A 16,933-nucleotide genomic window follows, 5' to 3' on the forward strand; every position below is an offset into this window, starting at 1 on the left:
CTTCATAAAGGGATCTTGTACACCATCGCTGGTTTCAAATGATTCATTCTGAGATTTTGAAGTTTTCTGGTAGAATTTTTTTGTTGTAGAAATTCTTGAATTAGAAATTCTTGAATATGATATGGTTTACTTCAAGGTATTTATCATTTCCCCAACTGATGCTTCCAGCTTGTTGTCATGGTTTTCTATGATCTTAACTGTGGCCCCTGTAATCACTGCATATGCCATTGAAGCTGCTCTGTTCATTTCCTGGTGAAGCTCTATTTCTTTAAGTTTTTCCATGTCCCTTGTACGGGTGGTGTCATTAATCCTTCGCATGAGTATTTCATCGCCATCTGCCTCTAGGAGTATGAACATGTCAGGTTGAAGTTCTTCAAGAACCCAATTTGGGAGTCCTGGAAGGAATCCCTTAGGTGTTTTTATGGTGCAGTGGGTGTCAACGATGATGTTACTTTCCTCGGAACGTTCTCTTATATTCTTTGCAGCTTTTCTCTGGATTTCCTTCTGGATATCAGGGGAAAGCTTTCTTATGGAATCTCTATCTTCCACAAGACCCTCTTTCTGAGCTATTTCAAGCATGACATCTCCATAGTTAACATGGAGATAGTCAAGATCCTTCAATGCATTTCCTAATACTGTTGTACTTCCTGATCCTGGAATTCCTGCAACTACAACTACTTTCATTTTTTCCACCTGAATTTTATTCAGTAATTATTAATGATTCAATCACCTAAGAACTTCCTTAACATTGGGTGCATGTCCATGAGCTGTTCTTGAGCTATTTCTTCATAGAGTTTGTAAACAATACCCACTGTCAAGAGTACACCTGTACCTCCACCTAATGCTCCAGTAAGGTCTGCTCCAAATGCCAGAAGACCCACGAATGCACCACCAAGCACGGTTATTGCAGGTATGTATTTCTTCAGTATCTTTTCGAAGTGTCCTTTACTGCTCCTGAAACCAGGTATCTGCATTCCCATTCCATGGAGCTGTTTTGAAACCTGTTTAGGGCCTATTCCACTGAGTTCAACCCAGAGTACTGCAAAGAGGATACATGAAGCTATGAAAACCACTGCATATATGAGTACCTTGAGGGGATCCGTGAAGAGGACTGTGTAACTTGTGGGTGTTGATAGGTAGTATGCAATTCCACTTACAGCCCTTCCATTGGATATGGTTCCAAGTATTGGGAATCCAATTTTCTGGAACACTGTTGCAAAAAGCTGCACGTTCAGGAGAAGTGCGCTTGTTAATATAACTGGCATGTTACTTGCGTATATGAATTTTAAGGGATATTTTCCCCTTGCTCCCTTAACTCCTCCGTAGGATAATGGTATTTCAACACGCATACTTTCAGCGTAAACAACCACCATGAAAACCACTATGACTGCGAAAACAGGCAGTAGAAGATCTATGTTTGGCTGTCCTGTTGTTAGTGAATATATGAATCCCGGTATTGCACCTGCTGGCGTTCCAGGTGATGTTGGTGAGGATAGTGGGTTGAATGATCCAACAACTATTGCCTGTGCAACACCTGCTGCAATGAACAGTCCTACACCACTTCCAAATCCCCATTTTGAAACAACTTCGTCGAGGTAGATTATGAGTATTCCACCTACTGTTATCTGGAGTATGAGTATCCAGGTGAGTTCTGATGATGATGGTGCGAGTGCACCTGTAAATACGAGAACTGCTGCCTCGAATAATGTGAATATGATTGCAAGGAGCTTCTGAGTTCCCATGAAGAATGCTTTATCCTCAGGTTTGGACATGTCAATGTTTAATATTTTACCTCCAACCAGAAGCTGCAGTATGATTGAAGCTGTAACAATTGGTCCGATACCAAGTGTTACTATAGAACCAAAACTACCTGCCATCACAGCCCTGAGCTGTGAGAAGTAGTCAACTGAAGTTGAGCTTAATCCAAAAAGGGGTACAACTGTTAATAAAAAGTACAGTATCAGGATAACACCTGTCCACTTAAGTTTCTCTTTAAATGGCACCCTGTAAGTTGGAGATTTGACCTGCGGAATTAATGAGAATATGGGTTGCAGCATTTCTTTCAATGAGATTCACTCCTTGCTTATTATAGTTAGAAAAAAGTTTAAATTAAAATTCTGGATTGAAACTTTTAAAGACCCCTTTAGCAGTCCATTTAATCCAAAATTTTAATGGCTTTTCTAAAAAAATTTAGTTATATGTCTAAAGGGTTACTGCCTCTCCTCCAGCTTCTTCAATTTTTTTTGTTGCTGTTTGGGAGAAAAGTGGGGATTTTATTGTTAAAGGTTTGGTTAGTTTGCCCTTTCCAAGAACCTTGTTGTATCCAAGTTCAGTTACATCTATAACAATTTTATCATTTTCTTCAGTTGCTAAACCTTTCTCGAGAAGTTCTGATGATTTTTCTTCGAGGTAGTCCAGGTTAACAGGGTTGAACTTGAATATGCTTTTTGGAGGTCTTTTGAATCCGTATTTTCCGAAGTGTTTTGGGTCGTTTATAACCATCCATGTCCAGTGGTGCTTGTGTCCACCAGCCATTCCTTTTCCACCCCTGTTACCGGCACCTCTTCTCTTCTTAGAACAGCCTCCTGCAACTGTCCTTGAGCCTCGTAACTTCCTTATTTTTCTTGTTTTCCTTATCATGTCATCACCTTGATGATTTATATGATTCTGTTAAGTGGGAGATAGGAAATTTAAGATGATCAGATCATCTTAACTATGAGTTCTCCTATTTTTTCTCCTCTATATCCCAGGCTTCCGCCTTCGTTGTAAGTTTTTTTAGTGGACTTGTATCCTTTTCTTGGTGGGTGAAGTCTGAACACTGGTTTTATTCCTGCATCTTCAAGGGTTGCTTTTGATTCCACAACTGCCTTTGCAAGTTCTTCTACTGAGGAATAGTCAGTGTTTTCCTTGAGGTATTCATCTGTGATTTTCACATCACCAGCAAGCCTTCCCCTTTTTGCTATAACTTTAGCCAGAGTTTCAGCGTCTATTTCTCCCCAGGTTATGTAATCCTTTCCTTTCTGGAGCATTCCATTGTAACTTGGGTTTTCATCAATGAGAACTGCATGATTTATCTGATTAAGTCTGAGCATCATCAGGGTGTCAGCTATGTCCTTTTTTATCCCTGTTGTGCCTCTTACTCTTATTGCTGCAATCATCTTATATCACCTTGATTTTATACTGCTACTCCAAGGTTTTTAAGATCCTTGGTGGTTGCCTTAACTTTGCTCAGGTGTTTGAGTGCTTCAAAGACGGCACCAGCGAAGTTTATTGTTGTCTGTGTCTGGCCCATGGTCTGGGACCATACATCATCTATTCCTGCAAGTCCTAGGATGGTTTTTCCAACGTCTCCTATTGCAAGCCCAACTCCTCCTGGAGCTGGTATGAGTGTTACGCGAACACTTCCACTTTTTCCTTCTACCTTGAATGGTACAGTGTGTTCCCTTCCGCAAACACATCCCCAGTCACCGCAGCCCCTTCTGACTTTGATGATGTTGTATTTTGCGTTGTCTACTGCTTTTCTTATTGCAGGTCCAACTTCTTTAGCTTTTCCCTGTCCAAGTCCAACGTATCCGTTTTTGTTACCAACTGCAACGATGACTCGGAAGTTGACTTTACGACCAGATTTGTGCATCCTCTGAACGAGGTTTACATCCATTACTTCTTCTTCAAGGTCAGGAAGTAGGGTGTCAACTATTTGAAGTTCCATTATTGGAAGGCCTTTTTCCAGGATCTCATCGATGTCGGTTATTTTACCTTCCTTCACCATCTGCCCAAGCTGGGTCTTTGGTTCCCATTCTTCTTTTTCATAATTCATTATGATCCTTCCTCAATCTTTTGTTTTATAGCTTCAAAGTGATCAGGGAGGTCTTTTGGAGATAGGCCATTTGCAATGTACTGTGAAAACCTCTCCTTAAGTTCTTCATCACTGAGGGATTCAGCGTATGCTGCCACATGTTCTCCCCTTATCCTTTCATCTGCAGGCAGTATGGAATCGTTGTGAGGAACGTAAAGTCCTGCATCAACTGCTCCCTTTAATGCTGCGTAGATCTTTGCACCTTTTATGGATGATTTCAATCCGATGTCAAGAACTGCTTCATCTATTCCTGCTTCAAGTGCTTTTTTAGCACATAGGAATCCTGTGAGGTATGCTGCGGAGGTGTTTTTTCCACTTCCTAACCATCCCATTTTTTGGAGTTCCTTGGAGTGTGCTGAAATCAGTGTTTCATCTCCATCCTGTGCCACATCTATGATCTGCACTATGGTGTGGTTGTTTGTGAGTCTGACAACCAGTCGTGATTTTTCTAAACTGATTAATTTTAACCTGGCTCTGTAATCAGTTTTTCCTTCCCTTCTTCTTCTAAATGCCAGTTTGTATCTTGATCCTTGTGCCAATATAATTCCCCCGTCTATCTGAGCATGTCATGATCCCTTGCATAGGTCTTCATGTAAGATTTGCTTCTGAAGGCACCACCCTTGGCCATCTTGTAGAGTTTACGGTAGGTGGTTTTGTTTATTTCCCTGTTTTCTCTCATATCTTTGAGTTCTGTTCTTAAAGATCTGATGGTAGTCATCCAAGCTTGTTTCTTTGGATTTCGAGCACCTTTTGCTCCTTTTATACTACCTCGGCCTTTCCTTCTTCCTTTTTTCTTTTGTTCCGCTATTTTCTTTGATCTGTAGCTGCTTATACCTTTTTTAGGTTTTGCTTTTATAGCTCCACTGTCAATGAGTTGTTTAACAGATTCGCGAGTTATAGCCCTTGATACTTCTTCTACGCTCTCAGGATCTATCCAAACCCTGTTTACTCCTACTTTGAGTATGTCTGCAGCTAATCGTTTTTGAGTAGTAAGATTCATAAAGAAACCTCCAAATCAACCGGATGGTTGATCAAAATTTTTACCTGAACCTTGAAACAATGCTCTTTGAAAATAGAAGTTTAGGATATTAGGTGTGAATTATCAGTGAACTGTAAATCAAATCCAATGTCCAAGTTTTTCCATTATATTTTCAAAGTTTTAATGAACTGATGGTTTCAGTTTAAAACTTTTAGCATTTGTTTTTGTTTCAATTTCCAGGATTTTTGTAGAATCTCCTGCCGTTTATGTTTCGGCTTTTATGTTTTTGCAATCACCGCGCATTCGGTGCTGCACCCTTTGTCCCTTTTGCAATGCCTCTTTTTGCTGCCTGGTTTTCTTGGTAATTCATTCTTTTGTTCCATGATGAATGAAACAAAATAAAAATTTCCTTAAACTCTTTTGGAGTTTAAAGCCCTTTGTTTAGAATTTTTATTCCAAGTTCCTTTGCCCTTTCAAGCATTATTTCCTTTTTTCGTTTCCCGATTTTGGAGCTGATCCTTCCAGCATCATTTTCAGGGTCAAGTTGTTCAAGGTCTGCCATGTTGCATACAAGAACATCCCTGTAACCTGAAGGATGGAGTCCCCTGATGGTCCTTGGAGTTCTGTAACCAATTGCGGCCATTGCAGGTTTTCTTGCTTCGTATCTTCGTCTTTTACTTGTTTTTCCTTTGGGTTTCCTGTAGCTTTCCCCAAGTTTTTTGTACCTGAACCATTCCTGTCTTTTGAAGTTTGGTTTTTTCGGTTTTTTAATTGGAGTCTTTTTCATTGGAACCACCGTTTTACTCCTTGTTTATAAGGTATATTCCATCCTGGAACACCCTTGGATCTCTTCCCTTTATTTTTGTAGCCTGTTCTAGGTTGGCCATGGTCTGTCCAACATCTTCTTTGTTGATTCCACTCACTGTGACATCTTCACCCTTGATCTGGACCTTTGCATCTCCTACGATTTTTGCGGTCCTTGGGTGCCTTTCACCTAAGAAGTTCTCGATTGTAACTTTATTCCCTGCAGCTTTAACAGTCATAGGGAAGTGAGCGTAAACTATTTTCATGTTGTAGGTAAATCCATCGGTTAATCCCACAATCATGTTGTTTATATGGGACCTTATGGTTCCTAACATGGCTTTGTCTTTCTTTTTAGGGAACCTGGCTTCCACAACAACGTTTCCATCTTCCACTTTTATGGTGACGTTCCTGCTTTTGAAGTCTCTTGATAACTGTCCCTTGGATCCCTTAACAGTCACCGCACCGTCTACGGTGACAGTTATTCCCTCAGGGATAGGTATTTCTTCCCTTAGAATTGCTATTTGAGCCATTTTATCACCTTAGTAAACGTATACGAGAAGTCTTCCACCAATTCCTTTTTCTTTGGCTTCCCTGTGGGTCATTATTCCTTCAGGGGTTGTTACTATCATTATTCCAAAGTTTTTGGATGGTAGGTACCTTTTCTCAAATTTTTCAAATTCATCTTTTTTAACGGCGTGTCTTGGCTTTATTACACCGCACTTGTTTATGTTTCCTTCTAGTTCAACAATGAACTGCCCTGCTTTTTCATCGTCAACAAATTCAAATTCACCGATATATCCCTCTTTCTGCATTGTCCTTAAAACATGTCCTATCATCTTGGACGCTGGAGAGATTTTGCACCTCTTGTTTCCCTGCATCTCGTTGTTTCTCATGTTTGTAAGAGCGTTTGCTAGAGGATCCATAAGAGTCATTTTGACACCTCTTAGTTGTATTTCTTAAATCCTATCCTTGGTGCAAGTTCCCTGAAGCACTGTCTGCAAAGCATTAACCCGTATCTTCTGACGAGTGCAGAGTGGTCCCCGCATCTACTACATTTTCTTGATGCCTTTCCGTATTTTCTTGGCAATGTATCACCTTATTCTATTTCAACCTGGAATTTTTCCTTCATGAATTCCATGGTTTCTTCCTTTGTGACTTGATGTTTACTTGGAACTTTTTTGTTCTGGATCTTCCTTCTCTTTATCCTGTAACCTGGTTTTTCAAAGGTTACTGCAACGTTCATTCCAAATATACCTATCTCAGGATCGTACCTCATTCCTGGAATTTCTATGTGTTCTGCTATTCCAAATGAAACGTTTCCCTGTTTGTCGAATTGACCTGCCTTGATCCTGTTACCTATACCTGCAAGTATGAGTTTAACAGTGTCGAATGCTTTTTCGTTTCTTAATGTGACTTTGCATGCAATAGGCTGACCTTTCCTTATTCCAAACTCAGGGTTGGTAACTTTAGAATAAGTACGTACAGGTTTCTGGCTTGTGATGTTATTCAGGAGCTTCTCTGCCCTTGCAAGCTGTTCTCCACCTTCACCTACACCTATGTTCACTGTTGCTTTGTTAATTTTCACTTGTTCCATTGGGTTCATACTTAGTTACCTCCTGGAAGTGAAATAACAGGTTTTGTTTTTCCTATAACAAAGACGTAGTCTGTGAGTGTTAGGAAAGTTTTGTTATCATCTGTCTCAATTAGAACAGTGTTTGATTTTGATGATCGTGTTGTGTTAATTTCTTTAATTTTACCAAGCTCACCTATGTGTTTACCACCAGTTATGAGGCCGATTGTTCCAGCTTCAAATTTGATCTGGTCAGTGACGGTTTGCTCTGGAATCTCAACCACTATGACATCCCCTGTTTTGTATTCTTTTTCAACAAGGCAGTTCCTTCCGTCGTGGAGGTTGAGCTGTGTTTTACCACCTTTTATTGTGGTTTTGTCTTCAATTCTGCAGAGTTTGAATTCTGCATTTTCTTTGCTTATTGGGTGGAGTATTAACCTACCCTTATCATCTGGCAGTACCCTATAAACCTTTTCAGATTTTGGTAGTTCTATTACATCCATGAATCCAACTGGGAATTGATAATCTTTTCTTGCACGGCCGTCCACAAGGATGTCACCGTTGTTTATGATTATCTTTGCTTCCCTTGCATTGTCTGCAACTTTGAGGATGTCCCTTACCACTAGTAGTAGTGGAAGTGAATCTTCAATTGAGTGTGGACCTGCACTTGGTTTTACAGTCCATTTGTTTTCTTTTGGATGGATAGGCCAGTGCTCTGGTGATTTGAAACGTTTAAGATGTTTTCTTGATCCCATCTTTGCCATGTTATCCCTTCCTCTCTATTATTTGGTTTCTTTCGTCGTCGTCCAGGTCCAGTTCTATTATAACCATGTTTGAAGGGTGTATTGTATGGTAAACTTTGTTTCCATCTGGTTTCTGGACGGACGCTCCTTCAATCATTACCCTGTAATTTTTAAGGTCTACCTTCTCTACTTTACCCTCATGATCCCTGAAATCACCACGGACTACTTTAACAGAGTCACCAGTCCTTATAGGAATGGATCTTCTTCCGTACTGTTCCCTGAGCTCCGGGCTGAGGTTTACGCTCATGAGTTTGTGGCGTATGTGTAAGGGTGCCTTGTAGATAAGTTTCCTTTGTTTCCTTGGCTGTTTTGACATTTTATCACCATGATTTTAAACTATTGTACTGGCAGCGCTTCCTATTGCAGGCCATCTTTCAGCTGCTTCCTTTGCAATTGGTCCCCTTATTTCAGAACCTTTTAGCACACCCTCGGGGGATACTATTACAGCTGCATTGTCCTCAAATTTGACCCTTAAGCCATCTGCCCTTCTGAATTCTTTTTTCTGTCTTACGACAACAGCGGTTGTGACTTCTCTTCTCATGTCAACTGTACCTTTTTTGACTGAGATCACGACCATGTCACCGACACCTGCAGGTGCTAATCTCCTTCTAACACCTTTGTATCCTTTGACAGCTACTATTTCGACTTCTCTTGCGCCTGTGTTATCCACGCACTGAAGTCTTGCACCTATTGGTAGTGCCTTTGTAACATTGGATGAAATGGCTTTCATTTAGCTCTCTCCTTTCACTTCCACTACAACGAAGTGTTTGGTTTTGCTGAGTGGTCTGCATTCTGCTATTTTAACAGAGTCTCCAACTTTTACTTCTATGCAGTCGGGTTTGTGTGCTGTGATTTTTGATTTCCTTTTTTCGTATCTCTCATACTTCCTGATGAATTTGTAGAAGCTTCTTTCAACTGTGATCGTCCTTTCTGCCTTGTCACTTGTAACAATTCCCTCTAATATTTGACCCCTTACAGGGAGGGTTCCGTGAAACGGACAGTTAGGATCATCACATTTTGTTTTTGGTTCTTTAACATCGATACCAACCATATTATCACCTGATACGTCCTATTATCCTAATTTTTTTTATTTGTTAATTGAATTTGGGTTATTTAATGGTTTATCCAGTTTTTTTGTTCCAGTTAGATGGCTGTCCATTTTTTGGAATCCAATGGATCCTGAATATCCAAGTCCTACCAGTATTTTCTGAACTTCTTCTTGATCCTGTCCTCGGGACGGGCAACAATTACGCGGCCGGCTATTTCAACCACGGCACCGTTTGGTAATTTGAAGCGGAATGTTGAAGTCTTTTTTGGAACCATTTTTTCACCATCTTCTTCAGTTTCCACTGTGATGGTGTTTTTGGTTTCATCAACAACCCTTCCGTTTATCCCAATGAATCCTTCATGCGAGCTCTCTTTGACCTCTACATTGAGGCCTATGAACTCATGTTGAAATATGTTTTGTGGAGTGATCATATTGTTTAAAAGATAAAGAAATGAATTGGGACATAGTACCTAAAATTAGGTATTATCTCCTTCTACCTCTTCTTTTCCTGTTTTTATCATCTCTATCCTTTATCTCAATGGTGTCTGAAGAAAAGCCCATGTTAGCAAGAACTTCCTTGACCTTTCTTTTGTGGTCTCCTTGAAGTTCTATCTGACCCTTCTTAGCTGTACCTCCACAGGCACATTTTGCCTTGAGTTCCTTTGTTAGTTCCCTCACGTCAATGTCGTGTTCATCTATTCCCTCGACAATGGTCATGAGTTTCCCGAATCTTCTTCTTACTGTGTATACCTTAACCTTTTGAATTTCTCTGGCTATCTCCTCACAGACGCAAAGTTCTTCTGGAAGACCGCATATCTCACAGACTTTCATCTATTTTATTTCTCCTGGTTTTTTTCATTTAATATTGTAAGGACACGTGCGATCGTTCTTTTAAGTTCCTTTATCTTTCCTGGATTTTCATTAACCCCAGCAGCTGCACTTTTTGAAATCATCTTTGAGTGCTCTGCCCTGAGTTCCTCCAGTTTTTTCTGGATCTCATCCGTTTCCATTACCCGTATTTCCTTGCTTCTTAATATTACCATTTCTCTACATCCTTTTAATAATTTGCGATAAATGCACAGATTATAGTTTATTCTGATTTTTCTGCCTTTTCATCTGCTTCTGATGCTTCAGGTTCAGATTCTGCAGTTTCAGACTCACTGGATTCTTTCGGGGTTTCTTCAGCAGTTTCTGCAACTTCTTCAGATGACTTTTCTACTTCTTCCTCAGGAACTTCTTCTGGAATTTCCTCTGCATCTTCAGGTGCTTCTTCTGTGATCTCTTCAAGGATCTCTACAGGTCCTTCAGATTCTTCTTTGATTTCAGATTCTTTCACTGCAACTGCTTCTTCGGTTTCTATGTTTTCAACAACTTCTTCAACTGCAGGTTCTGAAATTTCAACCTGTTTGATTTCAACCTTATCAGGTAGAACGATGTTTGGTGGCATGATTCTAACGTAGATACCAAGAACACCGGGTTTCAGTTGTACAGTTGCAAATCCTTCTCTCACATGTTTAATTGATGGTTCTCCACATTTCTTGATGTAACCATCTGTGAATTTAGCGCATGCTGACCTTGAACCCCTGATCTTACCGGATATTGTGACTTCAACTCCCTGAGCTCCGGCACCCATGATTCTGCGGAGTGATGTGTATGCAACTCTCCTGAAGTGCATTCCCCTCTGGAGCATGGCTGCTATTTTATGGGCCATGATCTTTGGGTTTAACTCTGGAACATCAACCTCTTTAACCTCTACCTGTGGGTTTTCAAGGTCGTAGTCATTTTTAAGCTGCTGTGTTATGGCACGGACAGTTTTTCCACCTCTACCTATGACCATTCCTGGCCTTTCAGCGTATACAACAACCATTGTACCAAGTGGGGTTACCTGAATTTCCATTCCACCGTAACCTGCTCTTTCAAGTTCTGATTCAAGGAATTCATCGATCCTTGTTCTTTTAAGTCCTTCTGTTACGAAATCTTTTTCAATCATTGGATCTATGCCTCCCCTAAAACTATCTGTACGTGGGTTGTTGTTGTGTTGAAGGGACTTGCCCTTCCGAATGCTCTTGCTGTCCATCCTCTGATCACATAGCCACGGTGACTTGATGCGTGAACTATTTTGAGGTCGTCCACGTCAAGTCCCTTGTACTCTGCGTTTGCTTCTGCATTAACCAGTACCTGAAGGATCTGGGTGGCTGCCTTAACAGGATACCTTCCTGTTGGCCATCCTTTTAAACCCCTTTTGTGACCAACTTTTTTGTTGTGCCTCTTGAAGGGTATTGGTGTTTCCATCCTGATTACTTGTTCCAGGTATTCTTTGGCTTCGTCAAGATACATTCCCCTTATTGCGCTGCATATCTCAACAGCATGTTTTGGGGAGATCTTAAGAGCTCTCCCTGCAGCTTTTGCTGTTTTTCCATCGTATTCATCCTGATAAGCGTATTTGATCTTTGCCATTGTAATTTCTCCTTATTTAAGCGGCACAAACATGGATGATCTTGTTGCACCCATACCTGGATCTCCGTGCTGAACCCTTGATCTTGTAAGTGCGAATTCACCGAAGTAACAACCAATCATCTCTGGCTGCATTGTGACTTCAACAAACTCCTTTCCATTGTGAATGCCGAAGGTCATTCCAACCATTTCAGGAAGCACAATCATGTCCCTGCAATGTGTTTTTATGATTACAGGCCTTCCATCATTATTGCCCTGTTTTTTAACCTTCCTTATTTTTTCTAAGACTTTTTTCTGTCTTGGAAGGAATCCCTTTTTAAGGGACCTTCTCTGCCTTGATGGTAAAAGCTGTATAACATTATCTAACGGCATTTCCTGTAGTTCTTCCAGTGTGTAACCGCGATATTTGAATTCTTTTCTTGCCAATTAGTCTCCTCCTAATCCGTTTTTCATATGTATTCCCCATTCAATTAATTTTAATTTTATCTCCTTCTTCCTGTCCTTCGGGCAGCTATTGAACCAACCTTTCTTCCTGGTGGTGCGTTTCTGGATATTGTTGTTGGCCTTCCTGGGTGCTGTCTGTTTCCACCACCGTGTGGGTGATCCACTGCGTTCATTGCCACTCCTCTGACACTGACACATTTTTTACCCTTGGCTTTAAGTGCATGGTACCTGTTTCCTGCTTTGAGGAATGGTTTGTCCTTTCTTCCTCCACCAGCAACAACACCAATGGTTGCCCTGCAGCGTGGGTTGAATGCCTTTAATTCACCAGAAGGTAATTCTATAATAGCTTTACCAACATCGTGGGTTATTAAAGAAGCGTAAGTACCTGAAGACTTAACGAATTTACCGCCGTCTCCTGGAATTCTTTCAAGGTTGTATAAAGGTGTTCCTTCAGGAATCTCTCCAAGTGGTAATGAGTTTCCAGGACTTATTGGTGCTGAAATACCACATTCAATTTCATCGTTGATCTGTATTCCTTCAGGAGCTAAAATAAGTTGTTTTTCTCCATTTTCGAATTTGACAAGTGCAACAGGAGCAGTTCGACCAGGGTCATGCATGATGTCTGCAACTTTTCCCTTGAGGCTGCCCTCTTTCTCTATATCATCGTAGGATCTGTAGGCTATTTTTCCCTTGAACCTGTGTGATGCACTCTTGTAAGTAGGAGTTCCTCGTCCTCTCCTCTGTATTATTAATCGTTTTCCCATTGTATTTCCTCCATCCTAAAAGGTGGTAATGATTAGAATACACCCATCTTCATTGCTATATCTTCTGCGCTGTCTTCTTCTTTCAGTTTTATGTAAGCTAATTTCACACCAGTGGTGGATCTTATCTGGGTGTTCACCCTTTCAACCTTCACATCGAACATGTCCTCAAAAGCGCGTTTTATCTGGGACTTGTTTGCGGTTCTTCGTACTACAAAAGTCAGCTCGTTGTTCTGATCAATTGCATTCATACTTTTTTCTGTTAACTGTGGTTTTACTATAATTGAGTAAGGATCCATATTTCACAACCCCCTTTTTTATTGCTTGAAAAGCTCTCCTAGTTTTAGGGCAGCTGATTTTGTGTAAATTGTGAGTCTTCCAGGGTGTGTACCAGGGGCTAGAAGTTCTGCGTTGAGGTTTTCAACACTGACAACATCGACACCTGCATGGTTTCTTGCACCGAGGCTTATTCCTTTGTCCTCTGCAACAACCACTAAAGGTCCTTTGGTGTTTTTGTACTTTCTTCCCCTTGTTTTACCTCTTCCTGCCCTGATGTTACGACCGTTTTTAGCCCTTACAACATCATCCATTATTCCGAGTTTTTCGAATATTTCACGGGTTTCCTTTGTCCTTTTGACTGCTGCGAGTTCGTCATCAACAACGAATGGTATCTGTGCAAGGTTCTCAATCCTGTGACCCCTTGCTTCCACAATGTCCCTGTTTGCTGTTGCTGCAACTGCGGACCTTATTGCTAACCTTCTCTCTTTCCTGTTTATTTTCTCGTGAATCTTTCTCTGAACACGTGGTGGGTGGGCTTTTCTACCGCCAGTTGCCTGTGGTATACGAGCTGCTTTTGAAGCTGCTGGGTGCCTTGAACCCTTTACACGTGGCACCATTGCTGCACCTCGGCCTGAACCAAAGGATTTTGCAGTTGTCCTCATACCTGCCCTTGGGTTTGATCCCCATGGCTGTATCCTGGCTGTTTGTGATGATATGACTGCCCTTTTTATGAGGTCAGGTCTGAATTCTTCCATGAAAATTTCAGGAAGTTCAATTTCGTCTACGACTTCACCTTCCAATGAGTAAACCTTGATCTTCTCCATTTTAAATCACTTGTCCTTAATTGTTAAACTTAAACTCCCTGTTTTGAAGCTGTGCTTATGTATGATATCTGAGGAGCATCATCATGCTTTCCATGTGGCCTTGTAGCTTTTCTTAAAACTATGAGCCTTTTTGAGGGTCCTGGAACTGAACCTTTAACCATGAAGTAACCATTTTTAACGAGACCGTACTTAACGAATCCTCCATCTGGGTTCACGGCATCCACTTCAGATATGTCACCTATCTTCAGGATTTTCTTGTTGAACTCTGTTCTTTTGTGGTATCCCATCTGACCAGCCATTGCAACTGTCCACATGGTTCTTGCAGGTGTCCATGGTCCTATTGAACCAACGTGCCTTTTCTTACTGCTTCTTGCAGCTTTACCGTACTGTATTCTGACACCGAACCTTTTAACTGGTCCCTGGAATCCTTTACCCTTGGTTACTGCTACTGCATCAACGTGTTCTCCATCGTTGAATGTGTCCTGTGGGTTTATCTCCTTTCCAAGGATGCTTTCAGCGTAGTCAAGTTTTTCTGCAACTGTTTTTCCACCAAGTCCAAATTCAAGTATTTCAGGTTTTTTCTTTGGTATGCTTGCAAGTCTTGGTTTGGTGTGGATGAGAACCCTTATATCTTCCACTTCGTCCAGTTTTTCCTTGAGTTCAGCGAGTTTTTCCTGAACCTTGTCCTCTTTAGGTGGTGTTATTTTTCTCTTGAGATCTTCCTCAAGGTCTGCTGCAATGATATCGGTCATGGTTTTGAGTCCACGACTTTCCTTTCTGTAAGCCCTTATACCCATTACAACAATAGCTGGAGCTTCCAGTATAGTTACTGGTGTAGATACTTCCATTCCTTCTGTTGGTGAGCCTTTTACAGTGTCAAGCATTGTAACGTGGGTCATACCGACTTTGTAGCCGGGAAATCCTAAGAGACATGTTTCTTCTGTCTCAGGCCAGGCACTTATTCTTGGTGATTCTTTAGCCGCTCTTTTTCTAGGACTAAATGCAACTGATCCTTTTCTTGGTTGATGATGTCTAGTCATTTAATTTACCTCCTTACTTTCAAATTATTTTCCAAATTATATTCAATATGAGTTACTCTGAGTTTAAGAGCAAGTTAAACACAGATAAAGTTGATAAAACCGCTTCTTCAGTTCTTACAGTTTTAGTCCCCTGGGAGGGGACAGTGTTAACTTCAAGATCTATGAGTTCCTTTTCCTTCTGGCTGGGAATGAGATCGTGTAAGCCTGAATACGGACCACCAAACAAAATAGCAGTGTGTTTGGAGCCCTTTAAACGTTCTTTTACTTCGTCTAAAACAGAAGTGATGGGCGCTGCATACCGTGATGTTCCAATAACCAGATCTGGTTTTGGTTTAATCGACTGTATGCTTTCATGTAAATTTTTATAAGTAGATATGGTGTCATAGCCCCAGTAAAAATCAGGGGTGTCAGGCACTATGGTTATCTCTTTTGCAAGTTTTGCAACTTTGAAGCTCAGTACCTTATTTACGCTGAGTTTCTCCTTGCAGAGTGCAAGTTTGTCAGCACCTATATCAACTATGGTGCCTTTTTTGGTTCTTTTTATTGTCAGTCCCTGTCTATAGTCACCTTCATGGAGTTCTCCTGTGGGGTGATGGGGAGTTCTGAGTGGCGGAAGAATGCCAACGTTTCGAAGCTCCCTTGTTATAGGAAATACCTTCTTTCTAAGGTATTGAGGCGTATTCATATAAGTGAGGACATCACTAATAAACTTTACGTCCTCTTTTTGGGAATTATCGTTGTAAACCACGATTCTGTCAACCTTAAATATGGCTGCAGATCTTCCAATCAGGCCTACTTTGTAAGTTCTTATTCTTAAATCTTTTGTTTCAGCTATTATTGAAGCTGGGATAAAGATGCTAATATGATTTTGTTGCATCTTTAAATGTTTGTTTTTATCCTTTTATATACTATTTGGAGGATTTTTTCCAGTCAAACAAAAGAATCATATGGTTAATTGAGGAATGATGGGCTTTTTTTCCTCATTTCACAGAAGATAAAACATTGTATTTCATCCTCCAAGCATATTAAAATATTATTAGTCCAATTTACTATTTAAATCTTTATATTGTGGAGGGGATTTTTTCAATCCTTCCTTTGAACCCTTAAAACAACAACCTTCACATGGACTTTTTCTTTCTGGTGAAAATCGTAGATCCTGGGTATTGGGAAGGAGTAGTAAAATCTGTGGGTGGCTTCCATGCCCAGGGAGTTGAAAAATTTTTCCACAAAGTGTTCAGTCTCCTTCATGTGAAATGAATAGACTACAGGTGCAGTTTGAGCTGCCTTTTCCATGAAAATTCTGTCAGCCTCCTTTGCATGGGCTTTCTGAGCCCCAAATGGAGGATTTTGAATCACGGTGTCTGCAGGTTCAGAGAAGTTCATTACATCAGATTCTACAAATCTAACCACGTTTTCAAGTCCCATTTTTGAGGCATATGATTCTGCAACATTCAAGGCACCAGGGTCAACGTCAACACCCACAGATTCTGCTGCACCCATGAGTGCTGAGCCCAGTGTGAATATCCCTGTTCCACATCCCAGATCGACCACCTTGAACCCTTCTATATCTCCTATTGCAGCTGCATTCCACAGCAAGTCTGCAGCGATGATGGATGGTGTCTGGTACTGTTCCAATTCCGCCCTGGGATCTGGGTGTCCAGGTATATCTTGCAATGCCATTTCAAGCTGTTTTTTCCTTTTGAACATATCATAACCTTTGAATTGATGAGTAGTACAGTTGATAGTTTTTGATTAAATCTGATTTTTGATTAAAATCTGATGGAAGATATTGAACTTCATGATTATGAAAGAATTATATCCGGAAAATGTGTTTTTTAGAAAATCTATTTTAGTTCCTATTATATATTATTAGAGATGTTCATGAAGCTATCCTTGAAGATGTTTCAGGAGATAATTTCAAAATTCATGATTCCAATTCCAAATTGAACCACAACAATATATTATAAGGTGGGGTATCATGGTAGAAGTAAAATATGATTAAATAGATATAGATAAAAAAAGATAGTTTAATTTAGTCAAAAAATGTTTAAAAACCAGAGGAAAAGACAAG

The 16,933-nt window shown here is 40.5% G+C and carries 28 protein-coding genes; all 28 read right to left on the minus strand.

The window, feature by feature from the left end; all coding sequences use genetic code 11:
- Nucleotides 1-126 precede the first annotated feature (126 nt).
- A complete protein-coding gene (locus tag MCBB_RS06665) occupies nt 127-684 on the minus strand; it encodes an adenylate kinase (RefSeq protein WP_071907026.1) in 558 nt (185 codons plus the stop codon).
- A 38-nt stretch (nt 685-722) separates the two neighbouring features.
- Nucleotides 723-2,072, minus strand: coding sequence for a preprotein translocase subunit SecY (gene secY, locus MCBB_RS06670; RefSeq protein ID WP_171899144.1), 1,350 nt, complete (start codon nt 2,070-2,072; stop codon nt 723-725).
- Between the two features lie 130 nt (nt 2,073-2,202).
- Nucleotides 2,203-2,640: an uL15m family ribosomal protein gene (locus MCBB_RS06675; RefSeq protein ID WP_071907027.1), complete on the minus strand. Its 438-nt coding sequence runs from the start codon at nt 2,638-2,640 to the stop codon at nt 2,203-2,205.
- Nucleotides 2,641-2,699: 59 nt separating this feature from the next.
- Nucleotides 2,700-3,158, minus strand: a complete 459-nt coding sequence (gene rpmD / locus MCBB_RS06680; protein ID WP_071907028.1) for a 50S ribosomal protein L30 — start codon at nt 3,156-3,158, stop codon at nt 2,700-2,702.
- 17 nt (nt 3,159-3,175) lie between these two features.
- Nucleotides 3,176-3,817: a 30S ribosomal protein S5 gene (rpsE, locus tag MCBB_RS06685; RefSeq protein ID WP_071907029.1), complete on the minus strand. Its 642-nt coding sequence runs from the start codon at nt 3,815-3,817 to the stop codon at nt 3,176-3,178.
- Nucleotides 3,817-4,395 (minus strand): 50S ribosomal protein L18, encoded by a 579-nt coding sequence (locus MCBB_RS06690; protein WP_071907030.1) that lies wholly within the window; start codon nt 4,393-4,395, stop codon nt 3,817-3,819. The genes rpsE and MCBB_RS06690 overlap by 1 nt, the downstream gene beginning before the upstream one ends.
- A gap of 14 nt (nt 4,396-4,409) precedes the next feature.
- Nucleotides 4,410-4,856, minus strand: coding sequence for a 50S ribosomal protein L19e (locus MCBB_RS06695; RefSeq protein WP_071907031.1), 447 nt, complete (start codon nt 4,854-4,856; stop codon nt 4,410-4,412).
- 406 nt (nt 4,857-5,262) lie between these two features.
- The gene (locus tag MCBB_RS06700) at nt 5,263-5,622 is read right to left on the minus strand and encodes a 50S ribosomal protein L32e (RefSeq protein ID WP_071907032.1); all 360 of its coding nucleotides are present in this window, start codon (nt 5,620-5,622) and stop codon (nt 5,263-5,265) included.
- A 13-nt stretch (nt 5,623-5,635) separates the two neighbouring features.
- Nucleotides 5,636-6,169, minus strand: coding sequence for a 50S ribosomal protein L6 (locus MCBB_RS06705; RefSeq protein WP_071907033.1), 534 nt, complete (start codon nt 6,167-6,169; stop codon nt 5,636-5,638).
- A 9-nt stretch (nt 6,170-6,178) separates the two neighbouring features.
- Complete coding sequence (locus MCBB_RS06710) at nt 6,179-6,571, minus strand: 30S ribosomal protein S8 (RefSeq protein WP_071907034.1); 393 nt, start codon at nt 6,569-6,571, stop codon at nt 6,179-6,181.
- A gap of 11 nt (nt 6,572-6,582) precedes the next feature.
- Nucleotides 6,583-6,726, minus strand: coding sequence for a 30S ribosomal protein S14 (locus tag MCBB_RS06715; RefSeq protein WP_071907035.1), 144 nt, complete (start codon nt 6,724-6,726; stop codon nt 6,583-6,585).
- Nucleotides 6,727-6,735: 9 nt separating this feature from the next.
- Nucleotides 6,736-7,242 carry a 50S ribosomal protein L5 gene (locus MCBB_RS06720; RefSeq protein WP_071907036.1) on the minus strand — a complete coding sequence of 169 codons (507 nt, stop codon included), beginning with the start codon at nt 7,240-7,242 and terminating at the stop codon, nt 6,736-6,738.
- 2 nt (nt 7,243-7,244) lie between these two features.
- Nucleotides 7,245-7,973 carry a 30S ribosomal protein S4e gene (locus MCBB_RS06725; RefSeq protein ID WP_071907037.1) on the minus strand — a complete coding sequence of 243 codons (729 nt, stop codon included), beginning with the start codon at nt 7,971-7,973 and terminating at the stop codon, nt 7,245-7,247.
- Between the two features lies 1 nt (nt 7,974).
- Entirely contained in the window at nt 7,975-8,328 is a 354-nt protein-coding gene (rplX, locus tag MCBB_RS06730) for a 50S ribosomal protein L24 (protein ID WP_071907038.1), read from the minus strand.
- 15 nt (nt 8,329-8,343) lie between these two features.
- Nucleotides 8,344-8,742 (minus strand): 50S ribosomal protein L14, encoded by a 399-nt coding sequence (locus tag MCBB_RS06735; protein ID WP_071907039.1) that lies wholly within the window; start codon nt 8,740-8,742, stop codon nt 8,344-8,346.
- Complete coding sequence (locus MCBB_RS06740) at nt 8,743-9,063, minus strand: 30S ribosomal protein S17 (protein ID WP_071907040.1); 321 nt, start codon at nt 9,061-9,063, stop codon at nt 8,743-8,745.
- 143 nt (nt 9,064-9,206) lie between these two features.
- The gene (rnp1, locus tag MCBB_RS06745) at nt 9,207-9,491 is read right to left on the minus strand and encodes a ribonuclease P protein component 1 (protein ID WP_071907041.1); all 285 of its coding nucleotides are present in this window, start codon (nt 9,489-9,491) and stop codon (nt 9,207-9,209) included.
- A 52-nt stretch (nt 9,492-9,543) separates the two neighbouring features.
- Entirely contained in the window at nt 9,544-9,891 is a 348-nt protein-coding gene (yciH, locus tag MCBB_RS06750; RefSeq protein ID WP_071907042.1) for a stress response translation initiation inhibitor YciH, read from the minus strand.
- A 5-nt stretch (nt 9,892-9,896) separates the two neighbouring features.
- Nucleotides 9,897-10,103 (minus strand): 50S ribosomal protein L29, encoded by a 207-nt coding sequence (gene rpmC / locus MCBB_RS06755; protein ID WP_071907043.1) that lies wholly within the window; start codon nt 10,101-10,103, stop codon nt 9,897-9,899.
- Nucleotides 10,104-10,150: 47 nt separating this feature from the next.
- Entirely contained in the window at nt 10,151-11,050 is a 900-nt protein-coding gene (locus MCBB_RS06760; RefSeq protein WP_071907044.1) for a 30S ribosomal protein S3, read from the minus strand.
- Nucleotides 11,051-11,055: 5 nt separating this feature from the next.
- Complete coding sequence (gene rplV, locus MCBB_RS06765; protein WP_071907045.1) at nt 11,056-11,517, minus strand: 50S ribosomal protein L22; 462 nt, start codon at nt 11,515-11,517, stop codon at nt 11,056-11,058.
- 12 nt (nt 11,518-11,529) lie between these two features.
- Entirely contained in the window at nt 11,530-11,940 is a 411-nt protein-coding gene (rpsS, locus tag MCBB_RS06770) for a 30S ribosomal protein S19 (RefSeq protein WP_071907046.1), read from the minus strand.
- Nucleotides 11,941-11,996: 56 nt separating this feature from the next.
- Entirely contained in the window at nt 11,997-12,722 is a 726-nt protein-coding gene (locus tag MCBB_RS06775; protein ID WP_071907047.1) for a 50S ribosomal protein L2, read from the minus strand.
- A gap of 32 nt (nt 12,723-12,754) precedes the next feature.
- Nucleotides 12,755-13,018, minus strand: coding sequence for a 50S ribosomal protein L23 (locus MCBB_RS06780; protein WP_071907048.1), 264 nt, complete (start codon nt 13,016-13,018; stop codon nt 12,755-12,757).
- A gap of 18 nt (nt 13,019-13,036) precedes the next feature.
- Nucleotides 13,037-13,822 carry a 50S ribosomal protein L4 gene (gene rpl4p / locus MCBB_RS06785; protein WP_071907049.1) on the minus strand — a complete coding sequence of 262 codons (786 nt, stop codon included), beginning with the start codon at nt 13,820-13,822 and terminating at the stop codon, nt 13,037-13,039.
- Nucleotides 13,823-13,851: 29 nt separating this feature from the next.
- A complete protein-coding gene (rpl3p, locus tag MCBB_RS06790) occupies nt 13,852-14,862 on the minus strand; it encodes a 50S ribosomal protein L3 (RefSeq protein WP_071907050.1) in 1,011 nt (336 codons plus the stop codon).
- Between the two features lie 52 nt (nt 14,863-14,914).
- The gene (locus MCBB_RS06795) at nt 14,915-15,739 is read right to left on the minus strand and encodes a putative RNA uridine N3 methyltransferase (protein WP_071907051.1); all 825 of its coding nucleotides are present in this window, start codon (nt 15,737-15,739) and stop codon (nt 14,915-14,917) included.
- A 206-nt stretch (nt 15,740-15,945) separates the two neighbouring features.
- The gene (locus MCBB_RS06800) at nt 15,946-16,569 is read right to left on the minus strand and encodes an METTL5 family protein (protein ID WP_071907052.1); all 624 of its coding nucleotides are present in this window, start codon (nt 16,567-16,569) and stop codon (nt 15,946-15,948) included.
- Nucleotides 16,570-16,933: the final 364 nt, after the last annotated feature.

Source organism: Methanobacterium congolense (genome assembly GCF_900095295.1).
Lineage (GTDB): Archaea > Methanobacteriota > Methanobacteria > Methanobacteriales > Methanobacteriaceae > Methanobacterium_C > Methanobacterium_C congolense.

Excerpts from the sequence above, each read along its gene's own strand:
- MCBB_RS06665 (WP_071907026.1), bottom strand. The coding sequence starts at position 684 with ATGAAAGTAGTTGTAGTTGCAGGAATTCCAGGATCAGGAAGTACAACA.
- MCBB_RS06675 (WP_071907027.1), bottom strand. The coding sequence starts at position 2,640 with ATGATAAGGAAAACAAGAAAAATAAGGAAGTTACGAGGCTCAAGGACA.
- rpmD (WP_071907028.1), bottom strand. The coding sequence starts at position 3,158 with ATGATTGCAGCAATAAGAGTAAGAGGCACAACAGGGATAAAAAAGGAC.
- rpsE (WP_071907029.1), bottom strand. The coding sequence starts at position 3,817 with ATGAATTATGAAAAAGAAGAATGGGAACCAAAGACCCAGCTTGGGCAG.
- MCBB_RS06695 (WP_071907031.1), bottom strand. The coding sequence starts at position 4,856 with ATGAATCTTACTACTCAAAAACGATTAGCTGCAGACATACTCAAAGTA.
- MCBB_RS06700 (WP_071907032.1), bottom strand. The coding sequence starts at position 5,622 with ATGAAAAAGACTCCAATTAAAAAACCGAAAAAACCAAACTTCAAAAGA.
- MCBB_RS06705 (WP_071907033.1), bottom strand. The coding sequence starts at position 6,169 with ATGGCTCAAATAGCAATTCTAAGGGAAGAAATACCTATCCCTGAGGGA.
- MCBB_RS06710 (WP_071907034.1), bottom strand. The coding sequence starts at position 6,571 with ATGACTCTTATGGATCCTCTAGCAAACGCTCTTACAAACATGAGAAAC.
- MCBB_RS06720 (WP_071907036.1), bottom strand. The coding sequence starts at position 7,242 with ATGAACCCAATGGAACAAGTGAAAATTAACAAAGCAACAGTGAACATA.
- MCBB_RS06725 (WP_071907037.1), bottom strand. The coding sequence starts at position 7,973 with ATGGCAAAGATGGGATCAAGAAAACATCTTAAACGTTTCAAATCACCA.
- rplX (WP_071907038.1), bottom strand. The coding sequence starts at position 8,328 with ATGTCAAAACAGCCAAGGAAACAAAGGAAACTTATCTACAAGGCACCC.
- MCBB_RS06735 (WP_071907039.1), bottom strand. The coding sequence starts at position 8,742 with ATGAAAGCCATTTCATCCAATGTTACAAAGGCACTACCAATAGGTGCA.
- MCBB_RS06740 (WP_071907040.1), bottom strand. The coding sequence starts at position 9,063 with ATGGTTGGTATCGATGTTAAAGAACCAAAAACAAAATGTGATGATCCT.
- rnp1 (WP_071907041.1), bottom strand. The coding sequence starts at position 9,491 with ATGATCACTCCACAAAACATATTTCAACATGAGTTCATAGGCCTCAAT.
- yciH (WP_071907042.1), bottom strand. The coding sequence starts at position 9,891 with ATGAAAGTCTGTGAGATATGCGGTCTTCCAGAAGAACTTTGCGTCTGT.
- rpmC (WP_071907043.1), bottom strand. The coding sequence starts at position 10,103 with ATGGTAATATTAAGAAGCAAGGAAATACGGGTAATGGAAACGGATGAG.
- MCBB_RS06760 (WP_071907044.1), bottom strand. The coding sequence starts at position 11,050 with ATGATTGAAAAAGATTTCGTAACAGAAGGACTTAAAAGAACAAGGATC.
- rplV (WP_071907045.1), bottom strand. The coding sequence starts at position 11,517 with ATGGCAAAGATCAAATACGCTTATCAGGATGAATACGATGGAAAAACA.
- MCBB_RS06775 (WP_071907047.1), bottom strand. The coding sequence starts at position 12,722 with ATGGGAAAACGATTAATAATACAGAGGAGAGGACGAGGAACTCCTACT.
- MCBB_RS06780 (WP_071907048.1), bottom strand. The coding sequence starts at position 13,018 with ATGGATCCTTACTCAATTATAGTAAAACCACAGTTAACAGAAAAAAGT.
- rpl4p (WP_071907049.1), bottom strand. The coding sequence starts at position 13,822 with ATGGAGAAGATCAAGGTTTACTCATTGGAAGGTGAAGTCGTAGACGAA.
- rpl3p (WP_071907050.1), bottom strand. The coding sequence starts at position 14,862 with ATGACTAGACATCATCAACCAAGAAAAGGATCAGTTGCATTTAGTCCT.
- MCBB_RS06795 (WP_071907051.1), bottom strand. The coding sequence starts at position 15,739 with ATGCAACAAAATCATATTAGCATCTTTATCCCAGCTTCAATAATAGCT.
- MCBB_RS06800 (WP_071907052.1), bottom strand. The coding sequence starts at position 16,569 with ATGTTCAAAAGGAAAAAACAGCTTGAAATGGCATTGCAAGATATACCT.